The 17394-nt window shown below is 64.2% G+C and carries 16 protein-coding genes; 2 read left to right on the forward strand and 14 right to left on the reverse strand.

Annotated features, from left to right (window positions below; genetic code table 11):
* Positions 1–1174: 1174 nt before the first annotated feature.
* Together ABHF91_RS08590 and queE are read left to right on the forward strand one after the other, a co-directional pair.
* Positions 1175–4348 carry a diguanylate cyclase gene (locus ABHF91_RS08590; RefSeq protein WP_409423040.1) on the forward strand — a complete coding sequence of 1058 codons (3174 nt, stop codon included), beginning with the start codon at positions 1175–1177 and terminating at the stop codon, positions 4346–4348.
* Positions 4349–4427: 79 nt separating this feature from the next.
* On the forward strand, positions 4428–5099 hold the full coding sequence (gene queE / locus ABHF91_RS08595) for a 7-carboxy-7-deazaguanine synthase QueE (protein ID WP_409423098.1): 672 nt from the start codon (positions 4428–4430) through the stop codon (positions 5097–5099).
* Positions 5100–5168: 69 nt separating this feature from the next.
* Here queE and ureG read toward each other — a convergent pair whose 3' ends face one another.
* The 14 genes from ureG to ABHF91_RS08665 form a co-directional block, all read right to left on the reverse strand.
* The gene (gene ureG, locus ABHF91_RS08600) at positions 5169–5795 is read right to left on the reverse strand and encodes an urease accessory protein UreG (protein WP_409423041.1); all 627 of its coding nucleotides are present in this window, start codon (positions 5793–5795) and stop codon (positions 5169–5171) included.
* A gap of 51 nt (positions 5796–5846) precedes the next feature.
* Entirely contained in the window at positions 5847–6575 is a 729-nt protein-coding gene (locus ABHF91_RS08605) for an urease accessory protein UreF (RefSeq protein ID WP_409423042.1), read from the reverse strand.
* A 3-nt stretch (positions 6576–6578) separates the two neighbouring features.
* Positions 6579–7133, reverse strand: coding sequence for a HupE/UreJ family protein (locus tag ABHF91_RS08610; protein WP_409423043.1), 555 nt, complete (start codon positions 7131–7133; stop codon positions 6579–6581).
* A gap of 37 nt (positions 7134–7170) precedes the next feature.
* Positions 7171–7731 (reverse strand): urease accessory protein UreE, encoded by a 561-nt coding sequence (gene ureE, locus ABHF91_RS08615; RefSeq protein WP_409423044.1) that lies wholly within the window; start codon positions 7729–7731, stop codon positions 7171–7173.
* Between the two features lie 21 nt (positions 7732–7752).
* Positions 7753–9456, reverse strand: coding sequence for an urease subunit alpha (ureC, locus tag ABHF91_RS08620; protein ID WP_409423045.1), 1704 nt, complete (start codon positions 9454–9456; stop codon positions 7753–7755).
* Positions 9453–9788: an urease subunit beta gene (locus ABHF91_RS08625; RefSeq protein ID WP_409423046.1), complete on the reverse strand. Its 336-nt coding sequence runs from the start codon at positions 9786–9788 to the stop codon at positions 9453–9455. The genes ureC and ABHF91_RS08625 overlap by 4 nt, the downstream gene beginning before the upstream one ends.
* A 13-nt stretch (positions 9789–9801) precedes the next feature.
* Positions 9802–10104, reverse strand: coding sequence for an urease subunit gamma (locus ABHF91_RS08630; protein ID WP_345009151.1), 303 nt, complete (start codon positions 10102–10104; stop codon positions 9802–9804).
* Positions 10105–10156: 52 nt separating this feature from the next.
* Complete coding sequence (locus ABHF91_RS08635; protein ID WP_409423047.1) at positions 10157–11002, reverse strand: urease accessory protein UreD; 846 nt, start codon at positions 11000–11002, stop codon at positions 10157–10159.
* Positions 10999–11694, reverse strand: a complete 696-nt coding sequence (urtE, locus tag ABHF91_RS08640) for an urea ABC transporter ATP-binding subunit UrtE (protein WP_409423048.1) — start codon at positions 11692–11694, stop codon at positions 10999–11001. Before urtE ends, ABHF91_RS08635 begins: the two co-directional genes overlap by 4 nt.
* Positions 11688–12527 carry an urea ABC transporter ATP-binding protein UrtD gene (gene urtD / locus ABHF91_RS08645; RefSeq protein ID WP_409423049.1) on the reverse strand — a complete coding sequence of 280 codons (840 nt, stop codon included), beginning with the start codon at positions 12525–12527 and terminating at the stop codon, positions 11688–11690. The genes urtE and urtD overlap by 7 nt, the downstream gene beginning before the upstream one ends.
* A complete protein-coding gene (gene urtC, locus ABHF91_RS08650) occupies positions 12524–13609 on the reverse strand; it encodes an urea ABC transporter permease subunit UrtC (protein ID WP_409423050.1) in 1086 nt (361 codons plus the stop codon). The genes urtD and urtC overlap by 4 nt, the downstream gene beginning before the upstream one ends.
* Positions 13610–13612: 3 nt before the next feature.
* Complete coding sequence (gene urtB / locus ABHF91_RS08655; RefSeq protein ID WP_409423051.1) at positions 13613–15187, reverse strand: urea ABC transporter permease subunit UrtB; 1575 nt, start codon at positions 15185–15187, stop codon at positions 13613–13615.
* Positions 15188–15291: 104 nt separating this feature from the next.
* Positions 15292–16578: an urea ABC transporter substrate-binding protein gene (urtA, locus tag ABHF91_RS08660; protein WP_409423052.1), complete on the reverse strand. Its 1287-nt coding sequence runs from the start codon at positions 16576–16578 to the stop codon at positions 15292–15294.
* 68 nt (positions 16579–16646) lie between these two features.
* On the reverse strand, positions 16647–17387 hold the full coding sequence (locus ABHF91_RS08665; protein WP_409423053.1) for a GntR family transcriptional regulator: 741 nt from the start codon (positions 17385–17387) through the stop codon (positions 16647–16649).
* Between the last annotated feature and the right edge of the window lie 7 nt (positions 17388–17394).

Genomic DNA, 17394 nt, shown 5'->3' on the forward strand with positions numbered 1-17394 from the left:
GCTGTTGCTGCCGGCGATATGTGGTGCGTGAAGCGAGCCAATCCGGAACGGTAGCAATCAGCACGATACGCAGCAGTTGCCGCATTGCTTGGACGAGTCGGCGCGTTTGGATTGGCGGCCGGCACAAACGACCATGCAGATGGGCGTTAATGTGCACCGGCAATCCATGACATCGCAAAACACACTGCACGCTGATTGAACCTATTAGGTTGCCTAGTGGCCGGCCAACACCGGAGCCACCTGGGGTATACTCGATTCGCGGTCATAACATCACGGTTCGCATAATGTATATTATGTTAAATGGTATGGATGCATGGCCGGACCTGGGTTATCTCTGCTGCCGCGACTCACTCCCCCTTGTTTTTCAAGCCATTACATTGCGCATACTGCTAAGTGGCATCGGGCCTACCACAAGCTCTGCCCATTCACGAACGCACTCGCCGTGATGGATGCGCATTAGGGCGAGCAGATGTTATTGGTCAGCGACCGCGCTTCTCTAACGTCACCTGCCATGATCTTCTGCGGCGCTTGGGCTCGGCCTAGCCCGGCGATACACAGGTGCATGTTGCTGCCGTCGCGGGCGTGCCCATCGGCAACGGGCTACCGTCGGCCACAGCCCGGCACATTGCTAGCGAACTGTCCCTGCGATCTGTGCGACTAACCTGCCGCTCTGCCGCTACGTGAAAAGTTGGCCACAGAGCCCCTGCCAATAGAACTTTTTTCACGTAGCGACGCGTCAAGGGTTTGCGAGCTGGGACCGACGAGACCAGTCAGCCGGCGACACCCTAGCCCACGGCACCCGGCCGGCGTGGCCGATAGCGGTAGGCGGCACCCCGCCGCACCCCGTGAATATCTGGCCCGCGGTCAACACGGGCCCAACCGGCAGGATGCCGCACCGAGTGTCATCCTGACTCGCCGCGCCCTTGCCGCAAGCGTCGCCTGGCGTTGGCGCCAAGGCTGGGTAGCGGTTGACGACAGGTTTGCCATCAACGCTGCCTCATCATTTACCATAATGCCAGCGATGGCGCCTTTTTTGGCAAGTCATTGACTCACCTACCCTTTATTAGGATCCCATGATCCAGGCCTCGTTCTGAGCCCTATTCCATAGCCGAAAATCAAGCGCCTTTTATAATATTGGCCAGATTAGACAATAACTTACATGGGATAGTTGCCATTGGGATCAACCCGGTTTGAACAGTGGCTCGGCAAAACCTGGCGCCAGGCCAACGAGCAGCACGCCATCTGTGGCTTTATCTATACGCTTAGTGGTGCGCAGCTGCGCACGCGCTTGGATGAATTTTGTCTCACCGAACACTGTCTGCCCATCAAGTGGCGCATGACACCCCAGGATCAGCGTCATCCCTACGCCCCGCTGCTGCCACTGCTCCGCCAGCTGATCCAGGCCCAAGGGGGCAGCCTGCAGCTGATGCTGGCCGAGCTGCAACTGCTGGGTCCGGCACGCACCCTGCTGCAGGATTATTTCGAGGGGCGACCGCTGCAACGCGCCGAATCGCCGTTACCCGATGATCTGGGCTTTCAATGTCAGCAGATCCGCCAGGCCATCATTCGGCTGATCCAAGCCCTGAGCCAGGTGCACCCCATCTTGTTTCTGGTCACCGGGCTGCATCATGCCGGAGAAAGCGCGCTGCAACTCATCACAGAGTTGATGCAGGAACAAAGCGACGGCCGTTACCTCTTGCTGTTTGGCCTGGACCCCAACTTCCAGCAGCCAAACGAGTCCCAGCAGCGCCAGTGGGATCAGTTCGTCTGCCATGTGGAAGATACCGGGGTGCTGTTTCGCTTCGACGAGGAACTGGCTCCCCTGCAGTTGCATCCCTGGCCCAGCCTGTACGATGTTCCCCAATCCCCCATGGAGTGGCTGTACCGCTGTGAGCGGCTGTTGAATAGCCTCTGCCTGCCGGAGGCGGTGCGGGCCTGTGAGCAGACCCATGCCTTGGCCGACCTGCCCAGTGCCGGTGAGGATCCCCGGTTCTTCATTCGCTTTTATACCTGCTGGGGCCAGGCCGCCTTGTTTACCGGCCTGGTGGAGGATGCGGTCAGCCGTTTCGATCGCATCCTTGAGCTGGCCCAACGCATCAATGATCCCGCCGCCCTGGCTCTGGCCTACCGGGAGCTGAGCCTGGCTCACATCTACCGTTCGGATCTGATCCTGGCCACCCAGTGCGCACAACAGGCGGTGAAATGGAGCAACCTGCATGGCGACGAGCTGGAGCAGACCCTCAGCCTGTTCTGCCTGTTCGTGGCCAATGACAAGGCCAATGCCCCCTTCGGTCTGGACCGGTTACGGCAACTGCTGACCCGACTCGAGCGGTTCGAGCTGATGGGGGCCCGCATCTACACCCTGCGCAACGCCTACGTGCAAGCCACCTTCGACGATCGGCTGGAGCCGAGCTGGATACTCTCCTGCTCCATGCAGGCCATCCGCCTGGCCCGCCATTATGGCTATCTGGCGGACGTGGCCTCCGCCTACCATGGCCGCGGCGTCATCTACACCAATCTCAAGCAAGACCATAGGGCGTTGCGCTGTTTCAAGATCAGCGAGCGGCTGCGTGAGGCGATCAAGCAACCCTCCCAACTGGCCCGCATCAAGAACGGCATCGGCTATTTTCACTGCCTGCACGAGCGCTTCGAGGCGGCCCACGATTATTTCGTCCAGGCCCTCACCACCGTCATGCGCCTCAACGACTACTCAGAGGTGTCGGTGAGCCTGTACAACCTGGCCTGGTTGTACACCCTGAGCGAGAATTTTGAGCAGGCCAGCACTCTGCTGATCCGGTTAAAGGAGATGGTGCGGATCCGCGGCACCACCCATTTCCCCTACCGCAACGAGCACGACATCGTATTGCTGCAGGGGCTGGTCCACACCCTGCAGGGGGAATGGGTGCGGGGTGAACAGGCCCTGGAGCGCAGCTTCGCCCTCAAGTTTGAGGTCTCCTCCGACGGCAAGTTTATGCGTCCCCTGCTCAAGGCGCTCATCGACATCGGCCTGAACCAACCTGAGGCGGCCCAGCAGGATCTGGCGCAGGTGCAGGCGGCCCTGGAGGCCAACCCGGGCCTGACCCGCCAGCACTGGTTGCTCTACCATGAGGCGCGGATCAAATGTCATCGGCTGAGCAACGAGTTTGAGCAGGGCTACCAGCATTTTCGCGTGGCGATGGCCCTGTGCCGGGAGCATGGCCTCAGGCACAGCTATCACAAGCTGCGCCGCGCCTGGTTCAAGGACGGCGGCAGGGTGGTGAGACTCACCCTCCCCCTGCCCCAGCTGCAACTGGATAACCTGCTCAGCCTGGTGCGTCAGGAGCAGCGGATCAACGAGCTGTGGGGCAACGTGCGGGAGATGCGCCTGCTGAGTACCTTGCAGCAGTTGGGCCACAGTCACGACGATGAACCGGCCCTGGGTCGGGAGACCCTGCGGCTCATCTGCGCCAACTTCAACGCCCAGGCCGGCTTCATCCTGCTGCAAGACGAGGAGGACACGGACCGGGAGCTGGCGCAGTTCAACGAGTTACCCGAGCTGCCCCTGGATGCCCTGGCCCTGGCTCGCCGTTTTGGTGGCCAGCCCCAGGCCCGGCTCAGCCAGCATGTGCGCTTCGAGGAGAGCCTGCCGCCCCTGCGCCTCTCCTCTGTACTGGCGATCCCGCTGCAAGATGGCAGCCAGCGCCTGGGTGAGATGCTGCTGATGACCTTCGATGCCAGCCTGCAGATCAGTCATCAGGACACGGAGGCCCTGCGCTTCATCGGCAACCAGCTGGCCGCCCAGCTGGTCAGCCTGCGCCAGCGCAAGCAATTGCTGCGCTACAGCAGCATCGACAGCCTGACGGGACTGCTTAACCGTCAGGCCATGCAGCAGGCCATCCGCAACCGGCTGGCCGAGGGCGAGGCGGCGGCGCTGGCCTACCTGGATCTGGACAACTTCAAGTACTACAACGACACCTTCGGCCACGAGGTGGGGGATCTGCTGCTGCGCTGGTTCTCCGCCCTGGTCAAAGAGGAACTGGCCGACGGCGATCTGTTTGCCCGCTGGGGGGGCGATGAGTTTGTCATCCTGCTGCCGGGCCTGGCCTGCCAGAAGGCCCAGGAACGCCTGGAGCGCATGCTGGACAGATTGCACGCGGCCCGGGGCTTCGAGGCCAGGCTGCAGCAGCAGCTGGGGCAGATACAGTTGCCCAAGATCAAATGGCTGGGCTGCTCCGTGGGACTGACCGATACCCTGCAGTTGGCGGAGCCCCTGGACGACAGGGACTTGTTGCGCCTGGCAGACGAGGCCCTCTATCGGGTCAAGCGCCAGGGCAAGGGCCATATCCAACTCAGCAGCTGCCCGGCCTGATCCCGGGCGCTGCTTTTTTCAGCCGGAGGATTCTGCTATCCTCCGGCCCCCCGAGTAAAGCTGTGAGCGTGCCATGTCCCTGCACTACCCCATCAACGAGATCTTCCAGACCCTGCAAGGTGAAGGCTGCCAGACCGGGCGTGCCGCCATCTTCATCCGTCTGCAAGGCTGTCCGGTGGGCTGCCCCTGGTGCGACACCCGGCATACCTGGGTGGTGAGTCCGGAGCGTCAGGTGCCGGTGGAGCAGGTGCTGGACAGATCCAGCCAGTCCGACGGCTGGGCCCGCCTGGACAGTCAGGCCGTGCTGCACGCCCTGCAGCAGCTGGGCTACACGGCGCGGCTCGTGGTGATCACCGGTGGCGAGCCCTGTCTGTACGATCTGCGCCCCCTGTCCGGCGCCCTGCTTGAGGCGGGTTACGAGGTGCAGCTGGAGACGAGCGGCACCCAGCCCATCCTGATCCACCCCGCCGCCTGGGTGACCGTCTCCCCCAAGGTGGAGATGAAGGGGGGCTTCGAGGTGCTGGATGAGGCCCTGGCCCGGGCCGACGAGATCAAGCACCCGGTGGCGCGGGAGAAGCACATCGAGGAGCTAGACGCCCTGCTGGCCCGCCGCTGCCACAAGCCCAACGTACAGATTGCCCTGCAGCCCATCAGCCAGCAGCGGCAGGCCACGGCATTGGCCATCCAGACCTGCATCGAGCGCAACTGGCGGTTATCGGCCCAGCTGCACAAGTACCTGCAGATCGACTGAGTGCCACAGCAAAAAACAAAAAGTAAAACGGCCTCATCATGAGGCCGTTGTTGTCTGGGCTTGGCGCCATCAGGCCGCCTTGGGGGTCAGCATGCCGGCCTGGACGATGAAGTCGATGATGGTCTGCAGTCCCTGGCCTGTCTTGAGGTTGGCGAAGGTCCAGGGCTTGCTGGGGCGCATGCGGTTGGTATCCGACTCCATCACCTCCAGCCGGGCGCCGACGTAAGGCGCCAGATCAATCTTGTTGATCACCAGCAGATCGGACTTGGTGATGCCGGGGCCGCCCTTACGGGGGATCTTCTCCCCTTCGGCCACGTCGATGACATAGATGGTGAGATCCGCCAGTTCCGGACTGAAGGTGGCGCTCAGGTTGTCGCCACCGCTCTCCACAAACACCACATCCAGATTGCCGAAGCGCTCCGCCAGGGCCTCCACCGCCGCCAGGTTCATGGAGGCGTCCTCGCGGATGGCGGTGTGGGGACAGCCGCCGGTCTCTACCCCCACGATGCGTTCTGGCTCCAGGGCGCCGGCCTCGGTGAGGATGCGCTGATCCTCCTTGGTATAGATGTCGTTGGTGACCACGGCGATCTCGAAGTGATCCCGCATGGCCTTGCACAGAGCTTCAAGCAGGGCCGTCTTACCTGAGCCCACCGGCCCCCCCACTCCGACCCGCAACGGGCTGCTCATCGTCGTCATATCTGTATTCCTTGTCCTTGGGTTGTGTCCATCCGGCGTCCTGGCGAAGGCCTAGGAGCGAAACAGCCGGGTGTATTGAATTTCATGGCAGCTGCTGGCGATGGCCAGCCGTGGCAGACCGCCGCCTAACTCGTCATCCCCTAGGGCCCAGGCGGTGGCCAGCTGCGCCGGCAAGCGCCCGCTGACCCGCCGCAGTATGCCCTGGCCGGCCTGCTGCCCCAGGGGCACCAGTTTGATCCCCGCCATCACGGCACTTTCGATCAGGGCGAAGCCCCAGCCCAGGGCCAGCTGCTCCAGGTTCAGCCCCAGGCGGGCGCCGGCCCAGGCAAAGCCCGCCAGCTGACTGCGCATGAGACAGGCCGGCAGCGGGCCGGTGCTCAGATCCCAGTCTCTGAGGACCCGGCACAGGGCCTGGCCGCGCTGGGTCTCCTCCAGGCGCAGCTCCTCGCTCTCCCGGCTGGCCAGCAGCAGCTGGATCCAGTGCTCCAGCGCCACCTCATCGTCCGCCAGGGCAGCCTGGTGCAGCCGCTTGAGCAGGGGCCAGTCCAGGCACACCAGGCTCTCGTCCACCTGATCATCGAGCCAGGCCTCGAAACCGTCGGCCCCCTTGACCCAGCCCGCCTCCACCGCCCATTCGAGCCCCTGGGAGTAGGTGAAGCTGCCCACCGGGAGGTTGGCGCTGATGAGCTGGAATAGCTGCAACCAGCCCAGGGCAAAGCCCTGGACCGATTGTTCTGCACCCTCGACGGGATGGTTTGCCCCGTGAGCTGACAGCGTCATGGCTTAGCCCAGCAGGCTGGCGGCCAGCACCAGCACGCCACCGGCCCAGCCCTGTTGCAGGCGTGGATACGCCTGCAGCTTGCGGCCCAGGGCGAAGCCGGCCAGCAGCAGAGCGCCGGCCATCAGGGCCGAGCCCAGGGTGAAGCCCAGCAGCTGGGCGGCCGGCGCCTCGACGCCATGGGCCCAGCCATGGAACAGGGCGAACAGCGGCATGGCCCAGGTGAGGGCGGTGAGGCGGGAGTGGGACAACAGCAGGCTAGATGCGGCCACCAGGGAGATGAGGATCGCCGGTTCCACCCAGCTGTAGGCCCCCAGGGCAAAGCCGAGGCCGGTGCCCAGCACCAGGGCCAGCAGGGCGACCAGCGGCATCAGCAGGCTGCGGCGGGTGACGCCGGCCAGCAGCCCGGTGGTGAGCAGCATGGCCAGGTGATCCAGGCCGGTCAGCGGGTGCAGCAGGCCATCGGTGAGGCCGTGCTCCATGTGACCGGGGTGAGCGAAGGCCGGTGCAGTGATCAGCAGGCTCAGGGCGGCGACGGAGGCCAGTTTTGCAATCTTCATGGCAATGTCCTTTTGTTGAAGGGGTTAGTTGAAGGCGTTAGTTGAATTTGAGATGCCCGTGCAGGGCCACCCTGGGGTGGTCTGCATGCTCGTGGCCATGGGCTCCATGATGATCATGGCTGTGGCCATGGTCGTGATCATGGTGGTGATGGTGGCCGGCACCGGCCTGGGACTGGTAGGCCCCCGCCTCCGGCTCGAACGGCGCCAGCTCTGTGGTCACCGTCAGGCCCAGCCCCACGACCATCTCGTCCAGCACGTGATCCTGCTGGTAGCGGGCAAAGCCGGTCTCGATCTGTAGCGGCACATGGCGGTTGCCCAGGTGATAGCAGGCGCGGGTCAGCAGCAGGGGGTCGGCGCTGCGCACCGTGCTGACCTTTTCTGGCGCCGCCACCACCTGCACCCGCAGGGTCCCGGCGTCATCGGTCAGCAGCTCACCGCCGCGCAGCAGCTGGCCGCGGGGCAGGAACAGGCCCGCCTCGCGACCGTCATCCAGGGTGACCTTGAGCCGGCTCTTGATCCGCAGATCGATGGGCAGGGTCAGGGTGGTGTCGGGGGTCTGCTCGCCACTGGCGGCGACCCGTTGGGTCAATCGGATCATAAGCTCCTCGACGGCAAACCGTTAAAACAGGAAATAGCGTTGGGCCATGGGCAGCACCTCGGCCGGTTCGCAGGTGAGCAGCTCACCGTTGGCCCGCACCTGGTAGGTCTGACTGTCCACCTCGATCACCGGCTGCCAGGCGTTGTGGATCATGTCGGCCTTGCGCACCCGGCGGCAGCCCTTCACCTCGCCGATGAGGCTCTGCAGCCCCAGCTGCTCCGGCAAGCCCGCTGCCAGCGCCGCGCCGGAGACAAAGGTCATGCGGGTAGAATTCATGGCCTTGCCGAAGGCACCGAACATGGGTCGGAAGTGCACCGGCTGCGGGGTGGGAATGCTGGCGTTGGCATCCCCCATGGGGGCCGCCGCTATCATGCCGCCCTTGATGATGAGGCTGGGTTTGACGCCGAAGAAGGCCGGCCGCCACAACACCAGATCGGCCAGCTTGCCCGCCTCCACCGAGCCCACCTCATGGCTGATGCCGTGGGTGATGGCCGGGTTGATGGTGTACTTGGCGATATAGCGCTTGATGCGGCCGTTGTCGTGGCGGGCAGGGTCCCCGGTCAGGCTGCCCCGCTGCACCTTCATCTTGTGGGCGGTCTGCCAGGTGCGGGTGATCACCTCGCCCACCCGGCCCATGGCCTGGGAGTCGGAGCTGATCATGGAGAAGGCCCCCAGATCGTGCAGTATGTCCTCGGCGGCTATGGTCTCCCGGCGGATGCGGGACTCGGCAAACGCCACATCCTCGGGGATGGCCGGATCCAGGTGATGACAGACCATCAGCATGTCCAGGTGTTCGTCCACCGTGTTGACCGTATAGGGCCGGGTGGGGTTGGTGGAGGACGGCAGCACGTTGGCCTGGCCGCAGGCCCGTATGATGTCCGGCGCATGTCCGCCACCGGCCCCTTCGGTGTGGTAGGTGTGGATGGTGCGATCGCCGATGGCACCCAGGGTATCCTCCACGAAGCCCGACTCGTTCAAGGTGTCGGTGTGGATGGCCACCTGGGTGTCGGTCTCCTCGGCCACGTTCAGGCAGTTGTGGATGGCCGCCGGGGTGGAACCCCAATCCTCGTGCAGCTTGAGGCCGATGGCCCCCGCCGCCACCTGCTCATGCAGGGCCAGGGGCAGGCTGGCGTTGCCCTTGCCCAGGAAGCCCAGGTTCATCGGCAGGCTGTCGGCGGCCTCCAGCATGCGGGCCAGATACCAGGGGCCCGGGGTGCAGGTGGTGGCATTGGTACCGGTGGCCGGGCCCGTGCCGCCACCCAGCATGGTGGTGATGCCGGAGCAGAGGGCCTCGTCTATCTGCTGCGGGCAGATGAAGTGGATATGGCTGTCGATGCCGCCGGCGGTGAGCAACATGCCCTCGCCCGCCACCACCTCGGTGCCCGGGCCTATGATCAGGGTCACGCCGGGCTGCACGTCCGGGTTACCGGCCTTGCCGATGCCGGCGATGCGGCCGGCCTTGATGCCCACGTCCGCCTTGACGATGCCCCAGTGGTCGATGATGAGGGCGTTGGTGATCACCAGATCCAGGGCCACGGCACAGCTGGCCTGCCCCTGGCCCTGACCGTCGCGGATCACCTTGCCGCCGCCGAACTTCACCTCGTCGCCGTAGACGGTGAAGTCCTGCTCCACCTCCAGCCACAGATCGGTATCTGCCAGACGAACCCTGTCCCCTGTGGTGGGGCCAAACATGTCGGCATAGGCCTGCCGAGAGATGCTGCTCATACGCCTTGCTCCTTGTCTGCCTGGCCGTCGATGGCCCCCATCACCTCACCGCGAAAACCGTAGATCTTGCGTTCACCGGCATAGGCCACCAGGGTCACGGTGCGCTTTTGCCCCGGCTCGAAGCGCACGGCGGTGCCGGCGGGGATGTCCAGCCGATAGCCCAGGGTCTGGGGGCGATCGAACTGCAGGGCCGGATTGGTCTCGAAGAAGTGATAGTGGGAACCCACCTGGATGGGCCTGTCTCCCGTGTTGGCCACGGTGACGCTGAGGCTGGGCCGGCCGACGTTCAAGGCAATTTCGCCGTCCGCCACCTGAATTTCGCCTGGGATCATGGGCGCTCCTTATTTACACAATGGGTTGATGGACGGTGACCAGCTTGGTGCCGTCGGGGAAGGTGGCCTCCACCTGCACATCCGGGATCATCTCCGGCACTCCTTCCATCACCTGCTCCCGGGTGAGTATGGTGCGGCCATGGCTCATCAAGGCCGCCACCGTCATGCCGTCCCGAGCCCCTTCCAAGATGGCGGCACTGATGAGGGCGATGGCCTCCGGGTGATTGAGCTTGAGGCCGCGGGCCAGCCGCCGCTCCGCCAGCAGGGCGGCGGTAAACAGCAGCAACTTGTCTTTTTCTCTTGGCGTCAGATCCATGCTCGTTGTCCTTAGGTGTTCTTACTGCGTGTATTCAATTGATAAAAAACGGCTAGGTGGCCCAGATGCGCGGCGCGCAGGGCGCACAGCCCAGCACCGCCGGACGCAGCGCCCGCCAGAGGGCCTGCATGCGCTGCTGCAACAACTCGTTGTCATCGCTCAGCAGGCGCACCACCAAGAGATCCTGCAGCCGCGTCACCCCGGCGGGGAACGGGTAGTCCGTCAACAGTTCGCGCACGGCCTCCCGCTCGGCCTCGCCGCAGGGGGTCGCCAGCAGGGTCGCCACCAGGGGGAAGCCAGCCAGGCCAGCAGCTCGGTTCAGATCCGCCTCATGGCGAATGCGCAGGCAGTCGTTGAGCTGCAGCTGCCCATCGCGGCTGAGTTGCAGCCGGCTAAACAGCTGGCCCTGGGTGAAGCGTTCAGCAATGACGGGCCGGCCCAAGGCCTGGGTCTCCCAGGCCAGCAGGCGGGCGCCGGGCGCCAGGGCGAAGTGGCTGTCCAGCCGCAACCGGGCGCCGGAAAACAGTATGTTGTCCTGGGGCAACCACTCAAGACTCGCCCCCTCGCCCACCACAAACTGCTGCTGCACCCTGGCCAAGGGCCCCAGGCTGCGGTAGAACTTGGTGGCCCCCGGGGTGGTCAGCAGGGCGTGGGCACCGGCTTCAATCTGAACGTCCAGCGTCAGGCTGTCGCCGCCTACCACACCACCGGGGGGATGCAGCACGTAGAGGTGGCAGGGCGCCCCTTCGGGATGGAAGGGGCGCTGCACCGCCAAGGGGCCGAACTGCTGGCGACGAACCAGCTCGGTGCGGCCGGCTCTGGGGGCAAAGCCCAGATCCAGCCGCGCCTGCCAGCCGGTACTGGCGGGGATGTCGGTGAGCGCGGGCGCCGCCGTCATACGGTCAGGTACTCCTTGATAAGATCGTCGCCCAAGCTTGCCATGGCGCCGTCGGCCACGTTGCGACCCCGATCCAGCAGGCAGAACCTGTCCCCCACCTTGCGGGCGAAGGGCAGCTTCTGCTCCACCAATAGCACGGTCAGACCGATTTCCTTGTTGAGCTTCTTAATGATGTCGCCGATCTCGCTCACCACGTTGGGCTGAATGCCCTCGGTGGGCTCGTCCAGTATCATCAGCTTGGGATCCAGCACCAGGGCGCGACCGATGGCCAGCTGCTGCTGTTGCCCGCCGGAGAGATCCCCGCCCCGGCGCTGGCGCATCTGGGCCAGTACCGGGAAGAGGTCGTAGACCAGATCCGGGATGGCCTTCTTGCCGTCGCGCCGCGCCGGCAGGCCGATGCGCAGGTTCTCCTCCACGGTGAGCAGCGGGAAGATCTGCCGGCCCTGGGGCACATAGCCGATGCCCAGGCGCGAGCGCTGCTCCACCCCCTGGCGGGTGAGATCCTGGCCATCAAATTCCATCTGGCCGCTCTTTAGGCCCAGCTGTCCCATGATGACGTTGAGCAGCGTGGTCTTGCCCACGCCGTTGCGGCCCATCAGGCAGAGGCATTCGCCCTTGTCGATGTGCAAGTCCAGATCCCATAGTGTGTGGGACTGGCCGTAGAACTGGTTGATCCCCTTGAGTGTCAGCATGCCGCCTCTCCCAGATAAACTTCGATGACCTTGGGGTCGGCCTGTACCTGGGCCATGGTGCCTTCGGCCAACACGCTGCCCTGGTGCAGTACCGTCACCTTGTTGGCGATGCTGCGGACAAAGTCCATGTCGTGCTCCACCACCACCACGGAATGCTGGCCCGCCAGGGAGGTGAGCAGCTCGGCGGTGCGCTCCATCTCCTGGTGGGTCATGCCGGCCACCGGCTCATCCACCAGCAGCAGCTGGGGCCGCTGCATCAACAGCATGCCGATCTCCAACCACTGCTTCTGACCGTGAGACAGCACTCCGGCAAATCGCTGGCGCTCGGCCACCAGGCCGATGAGCAACAAGATCTGATCCAGATAGTCCCGATCTTCGCCCTGCAAGCGGGCGCGGAAGGTGGCCCATACCCCCTTGGGGCCGGCCATGGCCAGCTCCAGGTTCTCCTGTACCGTCAGGGTCTCGAATACCGTGGGTTTCTGAAACTTGCGGCCGATGCCCGCCTCGGCGATTTCCGGCTCGTCATGGTCCAGCAGGTTGATGCTCTGGCCGAACCAGGCGCTGCCACTGTCGGGCCGGGTCTTGCCGGTGATCACATCCATCATGGTGCTCTTGCCGGCGCCGTTAGGGCCTATGATGCAACGCAGCTCCCCCTGGTTGATGTAGAGGTTCAGGTTGTTGAGGGCCTTGAAGCCGTCAAAACTCACATTGATGTCCTCCAGATAGAGGATCACCCCGTGGGTCAGGTTCAGGCGCGGTGACGGCGTGGGCGCCAGGCGATTGCGCCAATAGGTAGGCGAAAACAGCGCCTGGGTCTGGGCAAACATGTTCATGCCATGGCCTCCTTGCGATTGAGCCAGCCGGTGACCCCCTTGGGTAGGAACAGGGTCACCAGCACAAACAGGGCGCCCAGGGCATAGAGCCACTCATCGGGCAGTATGCCGGTGAACACCGACTTGGCGTAGTTCACCAGCAGGGCGCCGACGATGGCGCCGTACAGGGTGGCCCGGCCGCCCACTGCCACCCAGATCACGAGCTCAATGGAGTTAAGCGGCGAGAACTCACCCGGGTTGATGATGCCCACCTGGGGCACATAGAGGGCCCCCGCCAGCCCCGCCAGCATGGCGGAGACGACGAAGATGGCCAGCTTCACGTACTCCACCCGATAGCCGATGAAGCGGGTGCGCATCTCGGCATCGCGGATGGCGACGGCCACCTTGCCCAGACGGGATTCCACTATGATGCGGCAGGCCAGATAGCCCAGCACCAGGGCGATGGCCGAGGCGGCAAACAGCGCCAGGCGGGTGCTGTCGGCGGTGAGATCGAAGCCCAGCAGATCCTTGAAGTCGGTGAGCCCGTTGTTGCCGCCAAAACCCATCTCGTTGCGGAAGAACGCCAGCATCAGGGCATAGGTCAGGGCCTGGGTCATGATGGACAGATAGACCCCGGTGACCCGGGAGCGGAAGGCCAGGAAGCCAAACACCAGGGCCAGCAGGCCCGGCACCAGGCCCACCATCAGCAGGGCGAAGGGGAAATGGTTGAAGCCGCTCCAGAACCAGGGCAGCTCATGCCAGTTCAAAAACACCATGAAGTCCGGCAGCACGGGGTCGCCATAGACGCCCCGGGGGCCGATCTGGCGCATCAGGTACATACCCATGGCATAGCCCCCCAGGGCGAAGAAGGCGCCGTGGCCCAGGCTCAAAATGCCCAGGTAGCCCCACACCAGATCCACCGCCAGGGCCAGCAGGGCGTAACAGAGGTACTTGCCCAGCAGGGTGACGGTATTGGTGCCCACATACAGGGGGTGGGACGGGTCGAACAGCTGGTTGGCCAGCACCACGTAGACGGTGGCCAGCAGGATCAGGGCCAGCAGCCCCAGTCCCAGCTTGTCCCGCCAGATAGATTGCAGCAGCATGAGTTAACCCTCCACGGCCCGGCCACGCTGCGGGAAGAGTCCGCGGGGCCGCTTTTGAATAAACAGAATGATCGCTACCAGGATGAGGATCTTGGCCAGCACGGCGCCCGCGAAAGGCTCCAGCAGCTTGTTGGCCACCCCCAGGGTCAGGCCCGCCACCAGGGTCCCCCACAGGTTCCCCACCCCGCCGAACACCACCACCATGAAGGCGTCGATGATGTAGCTCTGGCCGAGGTTCGGCCCGACGTTGGTAAGCTGGGACAGGGCCACCCCGGCGATGCCGGCCACCCCGGAGCCCAGGCCGAAGGTCAGGGCATTGACCCGGGCGGAGCGCACCCCCATGTTGCGGGCCATGGCGCGGTTTTGTGCCACCGCCCGTACCTCCAGCCCCAAGCGGCTGCGCTTGAGCAGCAGCATCAGGCCGGCGAACACCAGCAGGCTGAAGGCGATGATCACCAGCCGGTTCAGGGTCAGGCTGAAGAAGTCATTGATAAACAGGCTGCCGCTCATCCAGGAGGGCATGACGACGCTCTGGTTTAGCGGTGAGAAGATGGAGCGCACCGCCTGTTGCAGCAGCAGGCTGAGGCCGAAGGTGGCCAGCAGGGTCTCCAGCGGACGGCCATAGAGGAAACGAATGACGCAGCGCTCGATCACCACCCCCACGGCACCGGCCACCAGGAAGGCCATGGGGATGGAGAGCAGCAGCGCCAGGCCCGGGGCGTCCGGCAGCAGCTTCTGCATCACGAAGGTGGTGTAGGCGCCCAGCATCATCAGCTCGCCGTGGGCCATGTTGATGACTCCCATGACGCCGAAGGTGATGGCCAGGCCGATACCGGCCAGCACCAGCACGGAGCCCAGGCTCAGGCCGAAGAACAGGGTCTCCAGGCCCGAGTAGACCGACTGAGTGTGCTCCAGGCTACTGGCAGCCTTGCCGGCAGCCAGCCGTACCGCCTTGTCGGCATCGGTATCCCGCACCTGCTGCAGCGCCGCCAGCACCTGGGGGTGATGCCAGTGGGACAGGGTCTCCACCGCCGTCAGGCGCGCCGCCGGATCCGAGTCCTTCAACTGCTCGTAGGCCAGCACGCCGGCCAGGGCCGTCTTCACCTCGGTGTCGGTTTCCTTGGCCAGCTGGGCCTGCAGCAAGGGAGTCAGGCTGTCATCCAGCTTGCCCAGCAGCTCCTTGGCCGCCGCCAGCCGCACGCCGCTGTCGGCATCGCCCAGCTGACGCTCGGCCAGGGATTGGGAGAGCTGGCGCCGCAGGTTGTTGTTTATCACCACCCGCTTGACCTGAGTGCTGCGCAGGGTCAGGGGCTGGCCCGCCAGATCCTGGTAGCCCTCCGGGGTGCGGACGACCAGCTGGCCGCCTTTTTTCACATAGAAGAGATCGCCGCGGGACAAGGCCGCCAGCAGGGGCGCGCTCGACGGATCGTCGGAGCGTGCCAGTTGGGCGATGGCCTCGCCCTTGGCCTGAAAATCCCGACCGCTCAAGGCGGTCTGGGCCTCTTCCAGGCTCATGGCCCAGCTGCTGGAGGCAATCAGCAGCAGCAGGGCAAGCAGAGGACGTAATGCAGTTACCATGGCGCCATCCTGGTAGTCAGATAAAGAGTCAGATAAAACACGTCGGCCCGGCATCATGCCCAGCCGTCAAGCATAAGGGCGGCCTGTTGCCAGGCCGCGAGGTATTACTTGCTGGCACCGCCGCACTTGCCGGTCTTCACATTGAAGTTGCCGCAGGCCAGGGGCTTACGCCAGTCGGAGATCAGATCCTTGGAGCCATCCAGGTAATCGGACCAGGCGTCACCGGCGACGGTACCCTTGGTCTCGGACACCACCTCGAATTGACCGTCTTCCTGGATTTCACCGATCAGCACCGGCTTGGTGATGTGGTGGTTGGGCATCATGGCGGCGTAGCCACCGGTCAGGTTGGGTACGCTGATGCCGATCAGGGCCTCTTGTACCGCTTCCGGATCCGTGGTGCCGGCCTTCTCAACCGCCTTGACCCACATGTTGAAGCCGATGTAGGTGGCTTCCATCGGGTCGTTGGTCACCCGATCTTCCTTGCCGGTGAACTTGTGCCACTGCTCGATGAACTCGCTGTTGAGGTCGTTATCCACGCTCTCGAAGTAGTTCCAGGCGGCCAGGTGGCCCACGAGCGGCTTGGTGTCGATGCCGGAGAGCTCTTCCTCACCCACGGAGAAGGCCACCACAGGGATGGACTCGGCGGTGATGCCCTGGTTAGCCAGTTCCTTGTAGAAGGGCACGTTGGCGTCGCCGTTGATGGTGGAGACCACGGCGGTCTTCTTACCGGCGGAGCCAAACTTCTTCACGTCGGCGACGATGGACTGCCAATCGGCGTGACCGAAGGGGGTGTAGTTGACCATGATGTCAGCAGCCGGCACGCCCTTGGCCTTCAGGTAGGCTTCGAGGATCTTGTTGGTGGTGCGGGGATAGACGTAGTCGGTACCCAGCAGTGCCCAGCGCTTGACCCCTTGATCCATCAGGTAGTCGACGGCGGGGATGGCTTGCTGGTTCGGGGCGGCACCGGTGTAGAAGACGTTCTTGGAAGACTCTTCGCCTTCATACTGCACCGGGTAGAAGAGGATGCTGTTGAGCTCCTCGAACACCGGCAGCACGGACTTGCGGGACACTGAGGTCCAGCAACCGAACACGGCGGCCACCTTGTCCTTTTGGATCAGCTCGCGGGCCTTCTCGGCAAACAGCGGCCAGTTGGACGCCGGATCCACCACCACGGCTTCGAGCTTCTTGCCCAGCACCCCACCCTTCTTGTTCTGCTCATCCACCAACATCAACATGGTGTCCTTGAGGGTGGTCTCGGAAATGGCCATGGTGCCTGACAGGGAGTGCAACACCCCCACCTTGATGGTGTCGGCGGCAAAGGCGCCGCCGGCAACCAGGCTGGCAGACAACACGGACAGACGGACCAACTGATGGACTTTGTTTAGCTTCATGGAAACATCTCCTTGTTCATACACATGGGTACTGCCTACTTGTTGAGCCTTAAGACTCGATGTGCCATCTAGTCGATGGCGGTTTCCTGCCCCTGCGCCGCCCGGGAACGGGCGCTGTGCAGCATGTGCAGGGTGATCTTGCGTACCTCGGCCTTGCTGGCCGCGATATGACTGCGTAACAGACGCTTGGCCTCGTCGGTGCGGCGTCTGACGATGGCGCGCAGTATGGCGCCATGTTCGTTGTAGGTGGCCTCGACTCTGGGCACCTTGGTGAAGTCCAGCCGGCGGATAATGCGGATCTTCTCGGTGATCTCCCAATGGATCTGGGCCATCTGCCGGTTACCGCTGGCGACGATGAGCAGGTTGTGGAAGCGCTCATCCTGCCGACTCACCTCGGCGCCATCGCCGAGGCGCTGCTCCGGCGGCACCAGCCAGAAGGCCAGCAGCTCGGCAAACGCCTCGTGTTGCTGCTCGCCATCGCACAACCGCTGCACCGCCGCCTCCTCCAGCACGATGCGCACATCGTAGAGATCCTCGAAGTACTCGAAATCAAAGGGCCGCACCTGCCAGCCGCTGCGAAACTGCACCTCCACGAAACCTTCCTTCTGCAGCCGGTACAGCGCCTCCCGCACCGGGGTGCGGCTGGCCTGCATCCGCTCCGCCACCTCGGTCTCGCTGAAGCGATCGCCGGGCAGCAGGGCGAAGGCGAAGATCTGCTCCTTGAGCGCCTGATAGATGCGATCCGCCATGTTTTCCGGCCTGGGCTTGGGTTGTCCCAGGGGGCGCTGGCCCGACTGACGCTGACTCATCTTGTCT

It is taken from the genome of Pseudaeromonas aegiceratis (assembly GCF_046254905.1).
In the GTDB taxonomy this organism is placed as follows: domain Bacteria; phylum Pseudomonadota; class Gammaproteobacteria; order Enterobacterales; family Aeromonadaceae; genus Pseudaeromonas; species Pseudaeromonas aegiceratis.